This is a genomic window from Rheinheimera sp. MM224, assembly GCF_947090785.1.
GTDB lineage: Bacteria > Pseudomonadota > Gammaproteobacteria > Enterobacterales > Alteromonadaceae > Pararheinheimera.
In genome coordinates, this window is record NZ_OX352320.1 from 2040930 (window position 1) to 2063654 (window position 22725).

Below are 22725 nucleotides of genomic sequence, written 5' to 3' on the forward strand. Positions count from 1 at the left end.
ATGGCCAAATCTGATATAGGGTTTGACGTTGTCTTTAACAAGAAAGCAACCAGATTGTATCCAGCGGATATGGCGAAAAGCGATGAACTATGCGAACAGGCTTATGGGGGGACAGGCTATGGTAACTATTAAAGATGTGGCAAAACATGCCGGGGTGGCTTTTAAAACGGTAGCTCGTGTCGTAAACAACGACCCAACGGTAAAACCAGAGAACAGAGAGAAGGTTTTGCGATCTATTGAGGCGCTGGGGTATAGGCCAAACCGCGCGGCTCAGATGACCAGACGTAAAAAATCCGGAGTGATTGGTTTTATTGCTGATGAGTTGTTACGGATCCCATACACCTTTGATTTAATCCGCGGCGCTCAGGAAATGGCGTGGAAACACAACAGAGAGTTAATGGTACTGAACATTAATGAGCACAAATATAGTCTGGAAGCTGCAGTGGATCATTTATTCCAACACCGTGTGGAAGGCATTATCTATGCGTCTATGTATCATCGTCAGGTGGATTTGCCTGATAGCCTGACTCAGATCCCCACTGTTTTAGCGAATTGTTATACCTCTTGTGGACGTTTTACTTCGGTTGTGCCAGATGAAGAACTTGCTGGTGAGCAAATCGTAGGCGCTATGCTGGATAAAGGCTATAGACGTATCGCCTTTTTAAATCTTGATGAGCGTATTATCGCTGCACAAGGACGCAAAGCGGGGGCTATCCGTGCTTATGAAAAACGGGGAGAGTCTTTGCAAAATTTACATATTGAATCAGTGATTGCTGAACAGGATGGCAAATTGGTATCAAGAGCGCGGCTTGCGGCATGCGAAGTGATAAAACAATTTAAACCTGATGCTATTTTATGTGGCCAGGATCCTATGGCGATGGAAATTTATTTCGTCTTGCAGTCCCTGGGTCTGAAAGTAGGAGACGATATTGGCATTGGCAGTTTTGACAACTGGGATCTGATCCCTGAATTATTGCAACCCAGTCTGACAACCATGGCATTACCTCACTATGAAATGGGGCGTTGGGCATTTAATTATTTGCTTGATGAACGCACGGACCTTGTGGCCAGCAAGCTGCCGTTCAGACTGATCAGCCGTGGCTCATTGTAAAACAGGTTTTATACCTTCCTGAACAGGAGTCAGCAAGAATGCTGACAGCAGGGTGCAACACGCCATAACGCTGCCTATCAGCAGGTAGGAGGGAGCATAGCCATAGTGGTCATACAGGTAGCCAAAACATGGAGACAGCACCATAGCGCTGAGTTGGCTGAACAGCAAAAATCCGACCATATACAAGGTGGTAGATAGCCGTGAATCAAAGACTGCAGCTATGTATTTGAACATGGCGACCAATAAAATAGGCAGTTCTACCGCATGTAGCAGCTTTAACGCAGAAATCGCCAGCATTTCTGTCGCCAGTCCTGAACCCAATATTCTCATCACCATAATGCAACCAGCTAAAATCAGCGCCTGTCGTGCCCCCATTCGGTTCACCAGTGCCGGGGTTATAAACATCAGTGCGGCCTCCAGCAACACCTGCGAAGAATTCAGATAACCAAAGTAGATATTCGCCAGTTCAGGGTCTGCAAACATAGAGGCAAAATAAACCGGAAACTGCTGGTCAAACACCTGATAAATACAAGGAACACTGATGATATAAAATGCAAAACGCCGAAACTCCGGTAGCTTCAATACCAGCAGCAGATCAGACCGGCCAGGCTTTTTGCTGTGTTGCTGGCAACTCAGTGGAGCAGAGCAGGTGGGTGTTGTCACCTGTGATAGGCAAAACAAGAAAACAATACCGGCCAGACTAGATAACCAGAACACTGATGGAGGAGACCAGTTCAGTAGCAGACCCGTAAAAAATGTGGCGATGGCCCAGCCCAGAGATCCCCACATTCTGGAGCGGCCAAACTCAAAACCATCTCTGCGGCTTAAGCGTTCAATAAAAGATTCCAACACCCCTACAGCAGCGCCAAAACTTACCGCAGTAAACAGGGCTCCAACACCAGAACCCAACCAGAAGTTACGTTCAAGTAAGGGTTGATAAAGCCAGTTTAAAAATGGTCCACAGCATAAAATTGCGACAGCTATTACATAAAGCAGGGTTTTACTTTCGCTTAGCCTGTCCTGCCAATAACCATAAAAAGGCATCAGCACAAATGCCACCATGGCGTTTATGCTGAAGACAAAGCCAATATCTGTTGCTGTGAGTCCTACATTTTGCTTCAGCCAAATGGCATAAAATGAAAAGGAAAAAGACCAGGCCACAAAAAAGCTGAAAAATGCGCCATTAAGCAACCAGTAATTCAGGCGGTGTTGTTGCATCTGATCTTTCCCCTTCAGGGTATATGCTAATTTTTCCAGATTGACTTCAGCTTTGTTATGGTCAACTGTTGGATGGTCGAATGTTCGGCAAGATCCAGTTGTAAGCTGTCATAAGGTTGTTGTGGAAACAGCAGGGTAGTCATGACCACTTGACCATCTTGCCAAAACAGCTCCAGTGACGATGCATCCAGCACTATGGTCAGGCTGTTTTTACTGAAATCCCCCAGCATTGGGGCTGTTTGCACATTGCCAAAATGCTTATCAAAACCCACCTTACCAGACTGTCTGCGGTCAAGTCGTAGTTCTTTCTTGACAAAATCAAGCTCAATTTTTACCTGATCACCAGCCTGATTATGCAGGATCAACTCAGACACACCCTGGTGTTGCTCCAGGTTCAGGTCAATACGGCTGGAACCGGACTGATGTTCAGGCTGGGGCAAAGCGATTTGATGCCGACCTGAGAGTGGCCCAAATTGTTTTTTATTCAGCTCAAGCTTTTGCAGTTCAGGTATCAGTGTAGATTTCAGTCGTAACAGGCCATCACTGTGCACCAGATTTAGCTGTCGGGGTAAGGTCATGGCACTACGCCATACTTCAGTTGGAACCGTTTGTGCATATTGCCAGTTGCTCATCCAGCCCATAAAGATACTCTGTTTCAGCTCCCCTGGTATAGCGCTAAAGGTGACGCCTGCATAATTGTCCGTGCCATAGTCCAGCCAGACTGCCGGTTCTACTTTTGACGAAGCAGGCTTATCGGAAAATACTATCTGATCCAGATAAATATGCCCCCAATTTTCGCTAATCTCATCGATAACCTGCACTACAGCCTGCTGTCCTTTCAGATCGGCCACATCCCAACTATGTAATTGAACGTTTTCGCTATTCTGGCCTGTTGCAGTGCGGACTACCTTGCCATCCACCAGCAGGTTCATGCCCAGTTTTCCCTCAAACTGACCACCAGCCAACATAAAGTTGATATAGCTGTTGCTAATAGTAAAGGCTCCTGATGTTAAAGTTCCTGTCGCCTTGTCTTTATCGGCGAAACTGTTGAGCAGATACTTGCCTTCAAAGCCCTTTACCGGAGACTGTTCCGGGTGAGCACCTGCGGTAGGTGCATTCGCAAAGGCGTTACCCACTGCAGTCCATCCCTGTAATCCACTTTCAAAATCGGCGAAGACTTGCCCTTGTGGAAATAGTTGTGCTTCAGGTTTTAATGCCTGTTGCCAGTCTTCGTCCAACTGAAAGGTTTTGCCGTCAAAGTCACCAACAAAGTACTGAGTACCAGAACCTCCATTCGGGCCTCCGGAACCTACACTGACAATCAGCACATATTTGTATTGATCTGAACCTTCAATGGGCAGCAGAACTAAATCCGGACATTCCCAAACACCAATATGGCTGCCCCAGTCTTTGCCAAAGTTACTTTCAAAGTTCCAGTCGATTAAGTTTTTTGAGCTATAAAAACCTATATGATCCGCCTGAGCCAATACCATAATCCATTTGTTACTCTGCTCATGCCATACCACTTTAGGGTCACGAAAATCTTTGATCCCGGGATTGGCTAACACAGGGTTTGCCTGATGTTTGATCCAGCTACGGCCTTTATCCAGGCTATAGGCCAGACCTTGAGTCTGGAAATCTGTCCGGCCCTGTTTTTCTCCTACGGGGTCATGATAGGTATAAATGGCCACTATAGGCGGGTTCTCTTTCGTGCCAAGACCGCTGCTGTTTTTATGATCAACGACGGCACTGCCTGAAAATATTGTGCCTAAAGGATCCGGGGATAAGGCGATGGGCTGATGTTCCCAGTGCAGCAGATCTTTACTGATAGCATGGCCCCAATGCATTGGGCCCCAGACTGATGCATCCGGATTGTGCTGATAAAACAGGTGGTATTCACCCTGGTAATAGAACATACCGTTTGGGTCATTCATCCAGCGTTGTTCAGGCGAAAAATGCACTTGCGGCCTGTATTGTTCGTGATAAAGCGGCGGCTCACCAGCCGCTGTTTTTTCTGCTATTGGGGGCATGTTACAGCCTGCTAAAACTAAAGCTGTGCATAAAACATAAATGCGACGCATAGGTTATATCTCCTTCGACAGCAGGCTACCGGATAATTCTTCCAGGGTCCTGCCTTTGGTTTCTGGCATCATGGTTTTGACAAAAATGAGTTGTAACACCATGGCGAACGTGAAAAATGCAAACACCTGAGCAGCGCTGAAATGGGCAAGAACCCAGGGCATCATCAGGGTGATCAGAGCAGCAAAGATCCAGTGAGTACCTGAACCCAGTGACTGGCCTTTAGAGCGCACAGCATTTGGGAATATCTCAGAAATAAAGACCCAGATCACAGCGCCCTGACCTATGGCATGGGCTGCAATAAAGGTAAAAATGGCAGCCACAACAAAGTAACCTGTGACTCCGCTGGAGAAGGCCCAACTGACGGTTGCGAGTGACAGGATGTAACCCACAGAGCCAATATACATCAGCGTTTTTCGACCCAGACGATCAATCAGATAGAGCCCCAGCATGGTAAAGATTAAGTTGATCACTCCTATACCAGCACTGGACAGCAGTGAGGCTGAGCTATCCAGCCCTGCCAATTCAAAAACACGGGGAGCGTAATAAATTATAAAATTGATACCGGACACCTGATTAAAGACGGCAATCAGAAATGCCAGCATGACGGGGAAACGGTAGCGTTTGGCCAACAAGGATTCGTTGGCATGAACCCGCTGCTCACGCTGGAAATCGGAAATAATTTGCTCAGCATTTTGATGCCCAAGCTGGCTAAAGACGGCTCTGGCCTGTTCAGGCTTTTGTTGTTGCAATAGCCAGCGGGGACTTTCAGGAGCACGTAACACCATCAGTAAATAGGCCAGCGCAGGGATAGTTTCTACGCCCAGCATTAAGCGCCAATCAGCTTCAATAGTGCCGGCCAGCAAATAATTCGACAGGAATGCGACCAGAATTCCGAATACAATCTGGAACTGATACAAAGCGACCAGCCTGCCACGCCAGGCTGCCGGAGCAATTTCTGCGATATAGGCCGGAACTGCAATAGAGGACATACCCACACCTAAGCCGCCAATAAAACGCAGCACTGCAAAACTGTAGGGATCAGGAGCTAAGGCGCTGCCAATAGCGGATACTGTATAAAGCACCCCAATCAGCACCAATGTGTATTTACGTCCAAAGCGGTCACAAGGCCAACTGCCGAACAAGGCTCCCAGAACTGTACCCCATAATGCTGAGGACATCACAAATAAACCATGAAACAGAGGGGAGCTTTGCCAAAGCTCTTGTGTGGGTTTATCTGCGCCGGAAATAACGGCCGTATCAAAACCAAACAAAAAACCAGCGACAGCAACTGTCATCGCCCAATACAAAATTTTATTCATGTCTTTCTTCTTTAGTGACAACAGTCAGAGCTAACACCAGGCCAGCTCTGACTGTTGCTGGTTAGTATCCCGGGTTCTGGATGTACAACCCGCCGCTTAAGTTGATCTGCAGATTTGGGATCGGCAGGTATTCGTGTTTGTTTTTGGTGAAATGAGCCGATTGCAGGTAAGGTTTTCGGCCTTTTTCGATCAGGAAATACTGATCCAGCGTTTCTTTGGCTATACCCCAGCGCACCAGATCAAAAAAGCGATGCCCTTCCAGTCCTAACTCCAGCCGACGCTCCCAACGCAGAGCTTGTCGGGCTTCGTCTTTTGAGTTGAAAGCGCTGTATTGACCTATTCTGTAGATACTGGCGTTGTTTAAACGAGCTGTGCTGGCTGCAGCTCTTTGACGTAACCTGTTAATAATAGGAACTGCTTCGTTCATTCGATCCAGCTCAATCAGGGCTTCAGCTTTCCATAACAACACATCTGAAAAACGCACCAGCACAGTGTTCAGGGAGAAAATAGGAAAAGGGCCATTTTCACCACGACAATCGCAGTCTGGATGTTCTAAATCTTTCATCCCGGTATAGTTGCCATAGATAGCAGGTGCTCTGGACCAGGAATCTCCACCATGGATTAAATTGGCATCGTATTTAAAAGGTTTGCCTTCCATCGCGACAGTGTGATCCAGCCGTGGGTCAACAGCGTCAGTGTCTTTGTTATAAACAGCGTTATTACCTGTCTCAAACAAAGGCAAGCCATCAGCCCCTGTTTTAAAGGCATTGACAAAGTTTTCTGTCGGCACATGAAAACCACAACAACCAAAGCCACCTGACTGAGGAGCGTTTAATGCGCTGGCCCAGCTGCCGCGTCCATCCGGAGATCCATCATTTAATGAACGCTGTATTGCAAAAACGGATTCCACGCCATTTTCATACTCAACCAGGAAGTTTTTCGCATAGTCGTCATGCAGGTTATAGACATTCGACTGTTCGACTTCGGTCACCAATCTGACGACTTCATTGAGCTTGTCTGCATTGATGGCGATCACATTGTGTTGTTCGTCTTGCTCATAAGCCTGATACAACAAGGTTTTTGCCAGTAATGCTTTTGCAGAAAGGGCGGATGCCCTGCCGACATCTTTTTGTACATCAGGCAAATTGTTCACTGCAAAACGAAAATCTTCCGCTATTTTGTCCCACAGCTGCTGATCCGTCAGATCGCGGTTACCTGTGGTTAGTATTTGCTCCTGCGACAGAGTTTCATCTATCCAGGGGATCCATTTGTGGTGGATTTTCAGGTCAAAGTAAAACAGAGCTCTGACAAAACGAGCTTCAGCAGCCTTTGACTGCAGTGTTTCTTTCACCGCACTGTCGGCGCTGGCGATGACACGCAGCACTTCGTTAGCCCTTGAAATACCTGTGTAATTGCGGCTCCACTTTTTATCATTTAAATCAATAAGGTCGGGTGGAAACGATTCCATTTCCGGTACTATAGGTTCAAACATAGATAGAGCATGATAAGCAAAGATATCGGAAGGGCCGTTACCTCCTTTGTGGGCATCTCCTGCACGAAGATTTCCTGTAGGCCATAAAAAGTTGGGTGCTGTGTAATGGTCGTTGCCAAGGTAGCTATAAGTGGCAATCACCAGTGCATCTATGTTACTTACCGTGGAGATCTGCTCAGGTGTCAATACTGCCTTTGGTGGTACGTCGAGATCGTCACTTCCGCCACATGCAGCCAGCTGGAGTGCGAGCAGGCTACAGATTAAAGTGTATGTAAGCTGTTTCATGTTGGTTCTCATTCGTTGATGTGCTGAAATTGCTGTTAAAAGGTCATTTCAAGGCCAAGAGTGATACGGCGTGGTACCGGGAAGACTTCATTGGGTGTTTCCGGGTCTTCGCTTAAGGTTCCATCTGGGGTCAGAGTGAGTAAATTAGCGGCTTGTAAATAAATCCGGGCTTCCTGAATGCCAAACTTATCCAGCAGATCAAGATTAGGTCTGTAACCAACAGAAATATTTCTGAGCTTCAGATAGCTGCCTTCTTCCCAGAAAAAACTGGACTGACGGCCTTCGCCATTGGTATCAACCAGAGTCAGAGCAGGGACAGAGGAATCGCTATTTTGCACAGTCCAGGCATCCAGCACTCTTGAGCCATAATTAGAGCCAATATTCAGCGAAGTGAAATCTGTAAAAAGGCGCCAGTTGTTACGAATTTGGCCACCTTTCACACCTTGCCAGAACATATTCAAGTCCCAGTCGTTGTAGTTCAGTGTCAGATTAAAGCCATAAAGAAAATCAGGATCTGTAGTGGCAAAAAAGTCCTGATCGTTTTCATTGATCACGCCATTGCCATCCAAGTCAGCCCAGCGTATCCGTCCCGGAGCTGCACCGGCCTGAGTGGCATGTTCATCCACTTCGGTTTGGTTTTGAAACAAACCTTCGGCCACATAACCGTACACAGAGTTGATGGAACGACCAAGAATGGTTTTATCCTGACCGTTGCCACCAAAACTGTTGATCACGTCTTGCGGTAAAGCTGTGACCTTATTTCTGGATTTGGACAAGTTAAAGGATGCGTCCACTTTGAGATCGTCCCAGCCATCGAAACTTAACCAGTCCTGATAACCTAAGATCATTTCAAAACCATTATTTTCTATGGTGCCGCCGTTCACCCATTTTTGTGCTCCTTCGCCTAAAGTGGCTACAGGGCGGGTCAGTGTAAGAATGTCCTTTGTTTCTTTTTGATACCAATCGAAGCTTGCATAGACAGTGTTGGAAAACAGGTCAATATCCAGGCCTATGTTGCTTTGAGTGGATGTTTCCCACTTCAGGTCAGGGTTACCCGTTTGAGCGCGGACAAAACCTGAAGGCAAAGTACCGCCATTGGCGCCTGTGATGTCATACGCTGTGCCTTCGTCTTGTTGATTGGTAAACAAAGACTGAGTGGCGTAACGGGGGACGTAAGTAGTTGCAGTGGCATTGCCCGGGATTTCCTGATTACCGGTTTCACCCCAGCTCAGCCGTAGTTTCAGGTTGGATATAGAATCCAGATTAAAAAACTCTTCGTTGGACAGCACCCAGCCTGCAGAAAAAGCCGGAAAAGTGCCGTATTTATTGTTTTCGCCAAAACGGGATGAACCGTCACGTCGCACTGTGGCTGATGCAAGATAACGATCATCGTAGTTATAGTCGGCACGGGCAAACTGAGAGTCCAGTGCCCAGCTGTCGCCATCACCTTCTACCCGTACGTCCCGGGTAGCCTGAGATAAAAACGCAAAATCACGATCATTGGACGCAAAACCAGACCCTATGCCGCGGGCGGATTCGCTTTTAAAGTTGATTTGTTCAATACCAGCCAGCAGGTTGAAGTTGTGTTTATCATTTAATACCACTTTGTAGCTGGCGGTATTACTGGCAATGATACTGCGGCTCCAATTATCGTCGACCGTTAGTCTGTCGCCAAAGGTCAGAGTTCCTGCCTTAAAACTACGGGTAAAATTACGGAAGTAAAACTGGCTGTAGTCAACACTTAAACTGCTTTTGAGTTTCAGGTCGTTTAAAGGACTGTATTCGACAAAAAAGCCGGGCATCACTTTATTGAATCTATGGGTATTGTCACGGTTTTGCTCAATGATCCTGACCGGGTTATCTCTGTCAGTGATCCCAGGCACAGGGCCTCCCCAGCCACCCTCATCGTTAAAAACCGGTACTATGGATTGCTGTTCAATGGACAGACTAAGAATTTGCCCTGCTAAGTCATTAATCAGGTTGCCAACCTGATTAGTCAGCAGAAAAGTTTGACCTAGCTTTAAGCGGTCTTTAATCAATTCATGTTCAGAATTAAGCCGAAAGGCCATACGCTCAAAGCTAGAACCATCCACTATGCCGTCTGAGTCGTAATAACCGAATGAACTGTAATACCGGCTATTGTCATCTCCGCCAGATAAAGATGCATTAAAGTCCCGTACATCAGCTTCACGGGTGACTAAATCAAACCAGCGGGTGTCGGCAGGGCGTTGCAGATTGTCGGGATCTGTAAAAGCTGGAAGGTTTACGCTGTTGAGTTGTGGATTGTCGTAATCGCCATTCCAATCAAAGTTATACAAAGGGCTTGCTGTATTTGGATTGGTTTTGTCATTGACTGCCGCGCGCCATACGGCTACGCCTCTTTGTTCAGTATTCAGGGGTTGTAGATCATAATTATAACTTTCACGGGTCTGATTAAAACGAAAGTTAAAATCTAGTCCTTCCTGGCCCTTTTTTGTCGTGACCACAATGACGCCATTGCCCGCACGTGAACCATAAATGCTGGAGGAGGCAGCGTCACGCAGTACCTGCACGTCCGCTATATCATTGCTGTTGATCTCGTGCAAACCCGATTTAGTGGGAATACCGTCAATCACATACAGAGGGTCATTGTTTCCCAACGGGCCCAGACCCTGGCCACGAATACGCACTGTGGCTGCTGAGCTTGGGTTACCGCTGGTGGTTATTTGCAGGCCTGGTACCCGACCTTGCAAATTTTGCATGATATTCCCGGCCGGCATGTCGGCAATATCTTCAAGCTTTACTGTGGCTATAGCACCCGTCAGGTCTTTTTTCTCAACTGAGGCATAGCCATAAGAAACCTGAATTATTTCGATATCCTGCTGCTCTTTTTCCTTATTGGTTTTCTGCTCTTCCTGTATAGGCGGCTCTGTTTGTTGCTCTGCCCAAACGAAAGTGGGGAGTAACAAAGTGCTACTTGTCAGAAGCATATGAATGCCTCTCGCCAACGGATGCATGGAGAATGTTTTCATGTCTTGTCCTGTTGATGTGAATGTTATTTTTATCGACAATAAACAACGTTGTCTTTTTGTTTATAATGCAGGATGAACGTTTTTTCAACATATAAATCGAAGATTTGCACAGATGTTGTGCGTTTTCATTCAAATTGGTGCATCACTCTGTGATAACAAAGTACCTGAAGCCAATGCTATCGTTGTTTTTTTGACCTGGGGCTTGGCAATCTTCATAGGTTTGCCTGAGAAGGTTCTTGGTCGTCTTTTGTTGAAGTCAGAGGTCAGATACAGTTGGGAAGCCTGCCCGCTGCTTTAGGGGTGGATTGCTTGAGTGGCCGGAGAATTGCGATGGATTGAACCATTAAATGCAGAGGAAAGAGCAGGGAACAGACGTCGGATCCCCGCTAAACCTGCTTCCTCTTTAATGACCATCAGTTGGCTCTGTGTCCGCGAGTAACCATAGATGAGTAGATATCAATAAGCATCGTATGTGTCAGCTTCAGCTCAGACTAAAAACGATATCCAACGGATAATCGCAGCATACGGGGTTCCAGCGGATGAAAGTGCCTGTCTTCCACAGCTGTGGCTTCGTTTTGCAAACGGGATGGATAAAAATACACCATATCCGCCACTTTCCTGTTGGTGAGATTCAAGAGTTCAGCACCAAATTCCCATTCTTGCCATTGGTAGGATAAGTCCGCATTGAGGACTGTACTACTTGGCGCTTGCTGTTTGTTGTAGCTGTCGAGGGTTCTGTTGCCAAAATGGCGTAAACGTAGATTGGCATGCAGTCCTGTATCGTCATGGTAGTTGATAGCGATACTGGCGACGCTGGGTAAGGCACCTTCAATAAACCGGCCTTCATCTGCACTGTTACTTTTATACCTGCTGCGACTGGTGGCAAGTTCCAGATCCAAAGTCCATGCAGGGCTTATCCAGTAGTACCAGGCTAGCTCTGCGCCGGTTCTGCGAGATGCTCTGTTCGGTTCTGTGCCTCCGGCATCACCTATATAGACCAGCTCGGAATCAAGCTGCAAGGCCCAAACCGCGACCGAAATTTGCCATTGCTTCGATTGGAGATAACGCCAGCCGAGTTCTGCACCTTCAGAGCGAACCCAAAGTGGAACTGCATTAGCTGGTTCTCCGGTAACAGGATCTGTGTTAATGGTCGCGCCTCTGGCATCATTAGAATGCATGCCTTGTCCGACTGAAAAATCCCATTGCTGAGCTTCATCGCTTTGGTAGCGTAGTCCAAGTTTCACAGAGCTGATGCCTTGTGAGGCCCGTCCACTATTTTCCTGGCGAAGAAGGCTTTCTACTTTGGCGGACATCCAGTCATAACGTAGTCCAAGCTGAGCTTGCCAGTCAGGGTTTAACTGCAGTTGCTGCTGATGAAATACAGACCAGGACTGCTGTTGTACCTGATCCATTCGCACCGCCTGATGTTGTATCCGGTTTTCAGTGAGTGACAAGCCAAGTTGATCAATATCGTCATAACGGCTTTGCAGACCAAATTGATGGCTCCAGTCTAAAGAACCCAGTTTAAGTTGCAGCTCTTGGCTAAGCTCACCACCAAACAGCTGCCTTTTGTCGCTTTGTTCAAACTGGTCGCCTTTGAGTGGATCATTGAGAAAGTAACTGAAATTCGACCAGAGCTGCAATTCACTCTGGATCCAATAGCCACTGGCTTTGAAGTTCTGCTGTTGCCAGTGCCCGGAGATGCTCTGCCTGTTGCTATTGCCTCCTGAGCTTGGATCGATGACGCCTAGCCTGTCGATCAGTCCCTGATCGATGGCCCGCTGCGGGATTTGATCCGCTGCATTCCAGCTATTGTCATACAGCATAAAGGTTAGTTGTTGTGCTGAGTCGAGCTGTTGTGTGCTGTAACGGCTGACCAGATTCACTTTTTTTACCTGTTCATCGACACCTTGCCATGGGCCTGCATAACCTTGCAGCTCGACCGCATTCAGCCAGTCTGCAGAGTCGTAACTACTGCTGCCACTGACTAAAAGTCTCTGGTATTGATGTTGACCCAGGCTCAGTTGAAGCAGTTCTGGGCTTTGATTTTTTAATTCAAAATCAGCCGCTCCTGCATTGGCAAAATCACCATCCTTCGCCTGATAGTTCCCTTTACGATAGCGGATATGCTCCACCAGTTCGGGGATCAGAAAATTCAGATCTGAATAGCCCTGACCATGGCCATGGCTTCGCATATTCACAGGCATACCATCGACTGAAGTGGCAAAGTCAGTGCCGTGATCCAGATTAAAACCCCGTAAAAAATACTGATTGGCTTTGCCACTGCCGCTGTGCTGAGTTACGACCATGCCTGGTACAAACTCCAGCATATCGCCTGGTCTTAGCAGTGCCCGTTGTTCAATATCTACGCCATGCACATGGCCTTCTGAGGCATTGATAGTGGATCCATGTTGATGTTGATTACCCCGTACTAAAATCAGTTCAGGTTCCGTTGCACTGGTCTGTTCTTGATCCTGCTCTTGCGCTGTGACCAGAGCTGAACAAAGCACTAAGACGGAGATTAACATCTGTTCAGATCTGTTCATCAGGGAGCCATTTGGGTCAGATTCAGGGCAGGGCTTTGTTGCGAGACAACCCATTGTTTGTCTTGCCAGCTCACCAGCAGTTTATGATCGTGCAGCTCGCTAAACAGCTGATAATGTAATGAACTTTGTTGCGCATCACAGGTGCTGAATAAGGGCAAACTTAAATAATAGGTTTGATTTTTCTCAACAGCTATCCATGCATTGGCCTCTGTTTCCAACACACAGCTGTTATTCTGCTTGCTCTTTACATGCAGGTGTTGCTGCAAATAGTTGATGATCTGTGTCTTGTTTTTTTGGATATCACTCCAGCGAACATCCTGATCCGCAGGCCAGTTCAATGCCTGCTGTAAGTCGACAATACTCAGTTCCAGTGTGGCGGATAACCCTGCCTCTGTATTTTGTAGTTGCATAAAGGCGGTGCTTAAACTGTGTGCTGAGACAGAGCAACTTAAACATAAGCTTATGACTGCAAACCATTTCATGGTTGTTCTCCTGTTTGGACTGAGCGGGCGTTGTCTTGCTGCGACTGCGCAAGTGCCAGAGTGAATAACAGCTGATCATCCGGCTCTTGTGCTTGCTGCACATTTAGTCTTGCGTAGTACAAGGCTTTCTTTGGATCAGGGGCGAGTCGCAGGTAATAATGAGCCAAGTCAGCGCTGTGCAGTGTGTCCTGACGCTGTTCTCGCAGTGAAACCCTTTGTTGCATCAGGACTTGATACTCTTGCCCTTCGGCCAGTTGTTGTTCCGCTAAAGCCAGACGCAGCAGAAGTGCGTCTTCGAGCTGTTGGTGTTGGTGCAGATATTGTAATTTCTGATACACCAAAGCGGCATCCTGCTTCAGCGTCAAATCGGCCCATTTCACCCAGAGTGGCAAAGGTACGAACTCAGATTGTGCTGCGAATAGCAGCTGCTCTAACCAGGCTCTGGCTTGTTTGGGTTGGTGTAAGGCTTCCGCTTGCTCAGCCAGCACGGCAATCAGCCACTGTTGTTGCGCCAGTGGGATACTTTGCTGTTGTCTCGCCAGCAATTGTAAAGCCTTATAACTGTCCTGAGTTTTGCCTTGACGTCCTGCAACTTCCAGACTGCACAAGGACAATAAAAACAGCTCTTGTTGTCCCAGCAATTTTTTGCATTCAGCCAGCGCTGCGGCAGTATTATTTTGTACCAGATAAATCCGGTTTTTCATTAACAAAGCATTGATATCGTCAGGCTGCAGTTGCTGGGCTTTTGCCAGATAATTCAGCGCATCCTCAAACTGATGTTGCTGCTGCGCAGTATCGGCTAAAGCCAGCCAATAGGCGGCAGAGGAGGGACTGTGCGCATTTTTTAATAGTTGCTGCGCTTTATCAAAATAGCGGCTCCAGCCCGGCTGACGAGCCAGTTGCAGGTAGGCCTGTGCCAGTGTCACCTGATCCGCAGTTGACTGAGCTTGTGAGGTCTGCTGTTCCAGCTGCTTCACCCAAGAGGGCAACACAACTCGATTTTTGCTTTGCAACACCAATCCATCTTCAGGAGATGCCGCAAAAGTTATAGCAGGCAAGGCTGCTGTACCTGCCATTAAAAGAGAAACCACGGTAATGCATGCTGTTTTTTGTAACATCATCTGCTCCATAAAAGCCCCGGTCAGACCGGGGCTTGCTTACTTCAGTCCATTGTTACTGAAACACTTCAGCGTAATCCGCTGTATCTTCAGTGTCCTGAGTAAAATCCCGCCCATTGGTCGATAAGGCCATGTCAGTTTCCTGTTGAGCAAAAGCTGCTTTGCTGTATTGCAGGAAAGAGACAATAGCTCTGTCGACTTCTACGCGGATTGTCGCGCTTGCGGTGAACTCTCCATCTGTGACCCGGGCGACAAAACTGTCGCTGCCTGTATATTCAGCTTTGGGTTGGTAAACAAAATCACCATTGCTGTTCAGTGTCAGACTGCCATTGGCTGGCTGAGAGTCGATGCTATAGCTCAGCATATCTCCGTCTGGATCTGTGGCCATCAGTTTATCCATCACTTGTGTCTCTGTTTCTGTCACAAAACTGGCTTCAGCAAATACAGGTGCCGAATTTTTTTGTCGTCAGAACCACAAGCGGATAAAAACACTAAAGGGAAAAGCCATATTAATTTACGCATTATCCAGCTCCTTCTTAGTTAGGTGAACCAGCCAGTGGTGCACGTAAATAGGGGAAACTGCTGTCTATCATGCTGGCATCCAGCGGAGCACCATCTGTAAAAGGCACATTACCTACGGCCGCATCTGCAGGTTCACAGAGTCCCAGATTAGTCGGTGTGCCATTGACCGGAATGTCATGACACAAAGCGCCCATCATGACCCGCAGCGCAATATCAACTACATCATCACCAGGGCGACGACCATTAGGGAAACCAGCTAAATCGTTGCCTGCAACACCAAAAGCAGATTGACTGGCTGCTGGCGTAGCCGCTATGGCCGTATTTAACCGCAGCATTTCAGACGGCGTGACTGTACTTAACTGATTCACACCAGGCACACCTGTTAAAAATGCCGTCACTAAGTCGTTGCGTGGAAAATTGGTGGGTGCTAAATCCTCGATGCTGGTGCCCAGCGTTGCATTGACAGCGTCTTTAAACAGCACGTTCAGCAGAGCGGGTAAGCTAGGATGGGTCACATAGTCGGCAAACTGACCATCGTCTTTCGGGTGACTGGCTGAGAATTTATCTTTATCCGCCACACCTATGACCAGCTCATTCACCAGCGGGTTACTTAAACGCGAAACCTGCACTAAAGCGCCGCCATTGACTTCTGTGTTATCAAAAGCCGGATTGGGGTTTAAGATCCTCGCTTGTGGCAGACTGGCTGTGGTCCAGGCTCCAATCACACCGTTACCGGTTCCTGTGATACAAGAGGTTGGCAGTTCCAATGCCAGTGTGGTGACATTTTTACCGCGTAAATCATCATTGGCTGAGTTTTGTGTAATACCACCTGGGAAGCCAGCATCATCAGCTGCACCAGGAGCACTGTCGCCTTCAACCGGAACATAATTCACTAAATCGAAAGTTTCACCCAGGTTTACAACAAAAGGATCTTTACGCTGTCCGACAAAAACACGGGCTTTAGCTTCACAGCCTGGCAAGCTGGCTTCGTACATGTATTGATTGGCATAACTTTGGTACGCTGCGCTGTTACCGAAGGTTTTTTCGCCAATATAATCGTAAGGTTTGGTAAAACTACCGTCAGCAGAGCCTGAACTTAAGGCGGTTTTAGTGCCGCTTTGCTGCGGACCTGTCACCAGACTTAATTGATAGGTTTCGATAAAGTTTAATGCCGCAGAGTTACCTGCACTGATAGCACCGACGTTTTTCAGTGGTACAGCAACCATTTTTTGGTTGTCGGCCGGACCTATAGGAAGTTTTACTCCCATGTTGTCATTGGCCAGTTGCTGGCTAAAGCGGAACTGGAAGGTCAGATCTTCTAACGCATCCCCGGTGTTATCGATGTGGATGCTATACACAGCCGCAGGGTCGAGCGCAAAGTAGTTAGGTCCGCCTTGTGGGTCCTGCAGCGGGATATAGTTTGCAAGCACAGTGACATAACCAGCTCGCCCAGCTTCGTAACTGTTAAATACGTAAAAGTCGGTCGAATCGAGTGTTGGCAGGCGGGTAATATTTGGAGCCTCCCTGTGACTGGATGCCTGAGCCATACCTGATAAGGCAATCGCGACGGCGAGACTGATGGTGCTTATGGTCTTTTGTAGTTTCATCATTGTATTCCTCTGTTGATGTTGCAGAGGGAGTAACGACAAAGTGTTTTTTTTGGATGCAGCAAAAAGAAAATAAATAAATTATTTTTTTCAGGCCGTTTTAGCGGCTGAGAAAAACAGGACAAACAGGCATAAAAAAACGGAACCTGATGGCTCCGTTCTTATTCAATAACAAAATTCATCACTCAAGTCAGAGTGTCATTAATTCGCTGGTGTGCAGCACAACTCCGGTCGGCTGCCCTGTAGGTGAGCCTCCTTTAGGTTCTAAACTGACCGCAAGGACCGCCACCATTAAACCTGCCGCAGCTTTTGGCCATGGATAACTGGCTTTGCCACTTTGTGGTAATAACCCCAGTGAAATAGGGGGTTGGCCTGAGGTCGGTAGCATCCAGAGTTCATAATCATGCGCCGGATCGGCAGGCACAGCAGCAGTGGCTTGCAGTACCACTGTGTCCCCTTGTTTTGAAACTAACCACAAGGCTTTCGCCTCTTTGGTTTGGATCACGGCCAGCTCCACTGGTGCTGTAGCCGGAGGAGGCAGTAGTAACACCAGAGCCAGACAAGCGGCAGCAGCCACTGCAACCCAGTTTGCCGGATGAAGCCAGTTACTGCTGGGTTTTAGTTGCACCACCTCTGCGGTTTGCCAGCCTAGGCGTTGTTGCAGCTTTTGCCACAGACTCTCATCAGGCTCTACCGCCGGCAAAGACTCTGCCAGTGGATTTAAATGTTGTTCCCAGCGCCATACCGACTCACGAGCTTGTTGCTGTTGCATCAATAGCCGCTGAAACCTTTGCCTGGCTTTGCCCCTCATGCCCCCGAGTACATAGTTCACACTTAAGGCGTCCAGCCGTTCTTGTTGTAAATAATTCATGCTTCAAGACACCTCTTTAAGCGGGCTAATCCCCGGCGGATCCAACTTTTGACTGAACCTAAAGGCGCGCCGGTATGGCTTGTGATTTCGTGATGTGTAAGGCCGTTTACAAAAGCCAAATAAATAGACTGACGATGCTCAGCCTCCAATGCAGACATACAGTCATCCAGCTTGACCTTTTCCCTGACCAGGCTGACAGACTCCCCCTCGTTATCGTCCGGGCTCCAGTCCGGATCCAGCTCTATATGTTCGGCTTTAAATTGTCGGGTTTTGATCAGATCCAAGGCCCGGTAACGTGTGATACTGATCATCCAGGTCATCACTGTGCCTTTGTCGGTATGATAATCTGACGCATTGTGCCAGATGCGGACAAAGGCATCCTGCAATACATCTTCCGCCCAGTCCCGACGTCTGAGCAATTGCAGGCTTACGGCAAAAAGTTTTCCTGATGTTGCTTTATAAAGTTGTGCAAAGGCGCTTTTATCGCCCTGTGCAGTGGCTTGAAGCCATTGGATCAACTGTTCCTGTGGTCCCATTTGTTATTTTTCCACTCCGTTACTTTGACATCTATATCAGCTACGACCGGCACAGCGCTTTGGATGCACTCTGGTGAAACTTTTTTGTTGCCGCTAAGATAGCCGCCAACCGAAATAACAAGGCGCTGGTATGTCATCCTGGGTAACAGCTTTATTAGATTCTGCAGTGGGCCGCTGGTGTGGTGTGCCGCAGGCCACTGCTTTGCAACGTGCTTCAGGCGAAGAGCAGTGTTTTAGCGGCACTGTGCTGCTGTGTGGCAAAACATCAGAACACAGTGTGCTGTTACGCCAGCATCTGAGCGCTTTGCCGGATATTCGTTTTGATGAGAGTTCAGAGCAGCCACTACAGGTCATTATTTTTGATGGCACAGCACTGCAAAGTACTGCACAACTTGATTTACTCTGGCAGCAATTACACTCTGTGTTGCCCCGTTTAGCGAAGAATGGTCGTTTTATTGTGCTTGCGCGGTCAGTGTTGCATGCAGCAGATGCCGATGCAGCCGCAGCTGCTGGGGCTTTATCAGGCTTTACCCGCTCCATTGCAAAAGAACTTGGACGTTTTGGCAGTACAGCAAACTTATTATCATTAGATCAGGGCGTGCAGCAGAGCCTGTTGCCTGTGGCTGAATTTTTTCTGTCTAAAGCTTCGGCTTATGTGACTGGGCAAGTAGTATCTGTGCGTGCGGCAAAAATCACGCAAGTGAACTCTTGGCAAAAACCACTACAAGGTAAAACCGCCTTGGTGACAGGTGCGGCCCGTGGCATAGGTGCTGCTATAGCGAAAACGCTGACAGAGCAGGGCGCTAAAGTGATAGGGCTGGATATTCCGCAAGCAGAACAGGCGCTGGTTGCCTTGATGCAGCAGTTAGAGGGCAAACCTCTGTTACTGGATATCAGTCAGGCCACTAGTGCTGAACTAGTCAGTGATTGGCTGACACAAGAAGGAATAAAGTTGGATATTCTGGTCCACAATGCCGGTATTACCCGCGATAAATTATTCCATCGCATGACGGAAACACAGTGGACTCAAACTCTTGATATCAATCTGCGTGCTGTGCAGCGTATCAATACAATGCTGCTGGAAAGGCAACAGATCCAAACCGAAGGCAGGGTAGTGCTGCTCTCATCAATGAATGGTTTAGCCGGACAAAAAGGTCAGACCAACTATGCCAGTTCAAAAGCCGCTTTGGTGGGATATTGCCAGTTTATGGCGACACAAAATCAGTGGGGCATTACTTTTAACGCCATAGCCCCTGGTTTTATTGAAACTCAAATGACAGCGGCTATGCCAGCTATTCCCCGCGAAGTAGGGCGCAGACTTAATTCCCTGAATCAGGCTGGAGTGCCTGAAGATGTGGCTTTGGCCGTGGCTTTTTTTGCGCGGCCAGATGCTGCGGGTTTAAACGGCTCTGTGCTTAGAGTCTGTGGTCAGTGTTTTATTGGTGCTTGATCCATTAGTACCAGGGCCATTCGCAGCAGAACCGACACAAGCAGCTGCCCATACGTCAGGCGGCATCCAGGCTTTTTTCCATGGCATAAACTGCTCTGCAGGCATAGGGCGGGCTATGCCATAGCCCTGCGCATGAGTACAACCTAATTGTAGTAATAACTCGCCATGTTCTGTGGTTTCAACACCTTCGGCCACAATTTCGCGTTTAAACTCATTGGCCAGCACAATAATACCTTTAAGGATGGCTAAATCATCCGGGTCGACTAACATATCGCGGACAAAACTCTGGTCGATTTTTAATACTGTTGCAGGTAGTCGTTTTAAGTAGGTCAAAGACGAATAGCCTGTACCAAAATCGTCCAGCGCAAAACTGACACCACTGCGGATACAGGCCTGCATCACAGCTTGCACATGAGTTAAATCATTCAGCGCGCTGGTTTCTAAAATTTCCAGCTGCAATAACGAAGCAGGGACATCAGAATAAAAATGCAGTAACAGCTGCAGGCGATTAACGAAATCCAGCTGCTGCAAGTGATAAGCAGAGATATTGACACTGACAGGTATAGTCATACCCTGACGTTGCCATTCAGCCAGTTGTCGTAATGCCTCTTCGATGACCCAATAGCCTAACTCTACACCCAGACTATGCTGCTCTATTGCGGGCAGAAACAAAGCCGGAGCCACCATACCTTTTTGTGGATGTAGCCAGCGGATCAGGGCCTCAGCTCCTATCACTTCACCTGTGTGCATATTCACTTTGGGCTGATAAAACAACCTGAACTGCTTTTGCGCCAGACCCTGACGAATTTCCAGTATGGTTTCCTGATGCCCACGCAAACTGCGGGCGTAGTCGGTATCAAATAAATGACAGCGGTTTTTACCGTCCTGTTTAGCCTGATACATGGCATGATCGGCCTGGCGTATCAGCTGTTCCGCTTCTGTAGTATCAGCTTGAGGATAAAAGGTCAGGCCTATACTGGCCGACACCGACAGCATCCATTCATCTATTTTCAGTGGCTTTGCCACCACGTCCAGCAGTTGTTGTATTTTGGCAAGGCCTGCCTTTTTATCGCAAAGCTGCGGCAGCAGCACGACAAATTCATCGCCACCAATACGGGCGAGCAGCTCTTCTTCTCCCAATTGCGCTTGTAAACGCTCGGACAAGGCAACTAAAAACTGGTCGCCTGTTTCATGACCGTGGCGGTCATTAATTTCTTTAAAACCATCCAAGTCCAGATAGGCAACGGCTAACATATTCTCTTTGCTGGATTTTTTTAGTAGCAGCTGCAATTGTTGGGTTAAAGCGCTACGGTTGGGTAAGCCTGTCATGCCATCGTAAAGTGCTATTTTCTCCAGATATTGCTGTTGCTGATACTGATTGGTGATATCCGAAAACAGTCCAACATGATGTTGCAATTGACCTTTATCATCCAGCACCGCACTTAAAGTTAAACTTTGGAAATAATCTTCGCCTGAAGCTTTGCGACTCCAGAGTTCGCCTGACCAGAACCCTTGCTGCTGTAAGTTTTGCCACATAGTACTGAAGGTGAGTTCATCCTGATGCTCAGACTGGAGCAAACGGGGTGTGCAACCTATGGCCTGTTTAGCGCTGTACCCTGTGATCTCGGTAAAAGCCTGATTGACGTCAATGATGACGCCCAAGGGGTCAGTGATCATAATGCCTTCACGGGCATGGGTGAACACGCTGGCGGACAAGCGAAGCTTATTATCTGCAGTATGTTCCAGCGTAATATCACGAGATAAACCCACAGTCCCTACATAGTCACCATCAACCAAAACGGGTGCTTTATAGGTTTCGAACCAGTGTTGTTCAGCCTCAATTTTATGCTGAGACTGGATCACCTGAGGCTGCCCGGATGCCAGCACTTGTTTATCGTGTACCACGTGGCTTAAAGCGCGCTGCGCATCAAACAGCTGTGCATCTGTTTTTCCCACCAGCTCGCCGATCTCTTTGTCCTGAAATTGCTCCGCAAACTTTTGGTTTACTTCCAGATAACGCCCATGAATATCTTTTAACCAGACAACAAAAGGGATGCTGTCGATTAGAGTTCGCTGGTACTGCTCCTTTTGCTGCAGGGTATGGATCAGGGTTTGGCGTTCCTGAATGGAGCTGTTCAGACGAAGTTGCGTTGCACCCAGCCAGCTCATAATACTGCCAGGTTTAGCTTTTCGTAGCTCAGAACTTTGCAGCACTTCCCCACGGCCCATAGCTTTGATTTGTTCGTACAAATGACTGACGGAGGCACCCAGAATACTGTTATGTACGCGTTTGATATCCCAGAGTGAATAAAACAGCAGCAAGCCAGATAAAATAAATAGAATACGCATCACCAATGCATAAAACATTGCGTCTTCCACTTCGTCTGCAGTGCGTGCATCCACCAGACTGTATACAGTGGCGATAGGCTGCATAATGGAAATTTTGGCGTGATGATAATTGTTGTCAAAAACGGCAAGCAGAGCCTGTTGTTTATTTTTGTCTTTTTGCGCCAGATCGGTTTCAGGCCGTTCCAATAATTGCATGGCTTTGAGCTCGGTCAGCGCCAACGCATCAGATTGAATTTTGGCTTCCTGTAATGCCGCCAGTTCTGTGGCAGTAAAACCTGAGGCTCTCATCAAGTCCAATAAAGCGACACGAGAGCCAGCAGGTCGGGGTCTTGGATTTTCATCACTGACTAAATCCCAGTACACTTGGTGGTAATTTACAGGCCGTGCTGATTGACCATTACGAATAGCGATAATTTCATTAAAGTAGTTTTTGTAACGATGTTCGCCTGTGGCTATGTAACTTCGTACCATACGGGTTAAATCATCAGAGGATTGCCGTAGCTCACCAATTATTTTTAATGAATACACTCTCTGATCATTGGCTTGATCAATACGTTTTTCTGCATAGACATAGGCAACAAAAATTGCACTAAAAGTTAATAGCAATGCAAATGCTGCCCAAAATCGCAGCGTCAATTCAGAAGTGGTATAACGCCTTACCTGCACAAAAACTCCTGCTTTCACTCTGTTCAGCTGTTCAAATGCAAGCTGTAAGTTGCCTGTGTG

General features: G+C 47.6%; 15 protein-coding genes. 2 read left to right on the forward strand and 13 right to left on the reverse strand.

Annotation, left to right across the window (positions count from 1 at the left end; all coding sequences use genetic code 11):
* Nucleotides 1–118: 118 nt before the first annotated feature.
* Nucleotides 119–1111, forward strand: a complete 993-nt coding sequence (locus OM978_RS09725) for a LacI family DNA-binding transcriptional regulator (RefSeq protein WP_264346687.1) — start codon at nt 119–121, stop codon at nt 1109–1111.
* Here the strand turns inward: OM978_RS09725 and OM978_RS09730 are convergent.
* The 12 genes from OM978_RS09730 to OM978_RS09785 form a co-directional block, all read right to left on the reverse strand.
* On the reverse strand, nt 1103–2329 hold the full coding sequence (locus OM978_RS09730) for an oligosaccharide MFS transporter (protein WP_264346688.1): 1227 nt from the start codon (nt 2327–2329) through the stop codon (nt 1103–1105). The genes OM978_RS09725 and OM978_RS09730 overlap by 9 nt on opposite strands.
* 26 nt (nt 2330–2355) lie before the next feature.
* Entirely contained in the window at nt 2356–4410 is a 2055-nt protein-coding gene (locus OM978_RS09735; protein ID WP_319633900.1) for a glycoside hydrolase family 32 protein, read from the reverse strand.
* 3 nt (nt 4411–4413) lie between these two features.
* Nucleotides 4414–5730 carry a sugar porter family MFS transporter gene (locus tag OM978_RS09740; protein ID WP_264346689.1) on the reverse strand — a complete coding sequence of 439 codons (1317 nt, stop codon included), beginning with the start codon at nt 5728–5730 and terminating at the stop codon, nt 4414–4416.
* 61 nt (nt 5731–5791) lie between these two features.
* Nucleotides 5792–7507 (reverse strand): RagB/SusD family nutrient uptake outer membrane protein, encoded by a 1716-nt coding sequence (locus tag OM978_RS09745; protein ID WP_264346690.1) that lies wholly within the window; start codon nt 7505–7507, stop codon nt 5792–5794.
* Between the two features lie 35 nt (nt 7508–7542).
* Nucleotides 7543–10518: a SusC/RagA family TonB-linked outer membrane protein gene (locus OM978_RS09750; RefSeq protein ID WP_264346691.1), complete on the reverse strand. Its 2976-nt coding sequence runs from the start codon at nt 10516–10518 to the stop codon at nt 7543–7545.
* Between the two features lie 491 nt (nt 10519–11009).
* Entirely contained in the window at nt 11010–13064 is a 2055-nt protein-coding gene (locus OM978_RS09755) for a TonB-dependent receptor (RefSeq protein WP_264346692.1), read from the reverse strand.
* Nucleotides 13064–13546 (reverse strand): hypothetical protein, encoded by a 483-nt coding sequence (locus tag OM978_RS09760; protein WP_264346693.1) that lies wholly within the window; start codon nt 13544–13546, stop codon nt 13064–13066. Before OM978_RS09760 ends, OM978_RS09755 begins: the two co-directional genes overlap by 1 nt.
* Nucleotides 13543–14667: a tetratricopeptide repeat protein gene (locus OM978_RS09765; RefSeq protein ID WP_264346694.1), complete on the reverse strand. Its 1125-nt coding sequence runs from the start codon at nt 14665–14667 to the stop codon at nt 13543–13545. The genes OM978_RS09760 and OM978_RS09765 overlap by 4 nt, the downstream gene beginning before the upstream one ends.
* Before the next feature lie 52 nt (nt 14668–14719).
* Nucleotides 14720–15088 (reverse strand): cadherin-like domain-containing protein, encoded by a 369-nt coding sequence (locus OM978_RS09770; protein ID WP_264346695.1) that lies wholly within the window; start codon nt 15086–15088, stop codon nt 14720–14722.
* A gap of 112 nt (nt 15089–15200) precedes the next feature.
* Nucleotides 15201–16796 (reverse strand): DUF4331 domain-containing protein, encoded by a 1596-nt coding sequence (locus tag OM978_RS09775; RefSeq protein ID WP_264346696.1) that lies wholly within the window; start codon nt 16794–16796, stop codon nt 15201–15203.
* Between the two features lie 187 nt (nt 16797–16983).
* Nucleotides 16984–17664, reverse strand: a complete 681-nt coding sequence (locus OM978_RS09780; RefSeq protein ID WP_264346697.1) for an anti-sigma factor domain-containing protein — start codon at nt 17662–17664, stop codon at nt 16984–16986.
* Complete coding sequence (locus OM978_RS09785) at nt 17661–18200, reverse strand: sigma-70 family RNA polymerase sigma factor (RefSeq protein ID WP_264346698.1); 540 nt, start codon at nt 18198–18200, stop codon at nt 17661–17663. Before OM978_RS09785 ends, OM978_RS09780 begins: the two co-directional genes overlap by 4 nt.
* 130 nt (nt 18201–18330) lie before the next feature.
* Between OM978_RS09785 and OM978_RS09790 the strand changes: the two genes are divergently transcribed.
* A complete protein-coding gene (locus tag OM978_RS09790; protein WP_264346699.1) occupies nt 18331–19650 on the forward strand; it encodes a 3-oxoacyl-ACP reductase in 1320 nt (439 codons plus the stop codon).
* Here OM978_RS09790 and OM978_RS09795 read toward each other — a convergent pair.
* The gene (locus tag OM978_RS09795; protein ID WP_264346700.1) at nt 19600–22683 is read right to left on the reverse strand and encodes an EAL domain-containing protein; all 3084 of its coding nucleotides are present in this window, start codon (nt 22681–22683) and stop codon (nt 19600–19602) included. The genes OM978_RS09790 and OM978_RS09795 overlap by 51 nt on opposite strands.
* Nucleotides 22684–22725 lie beyond the last annotated feature (42 nt).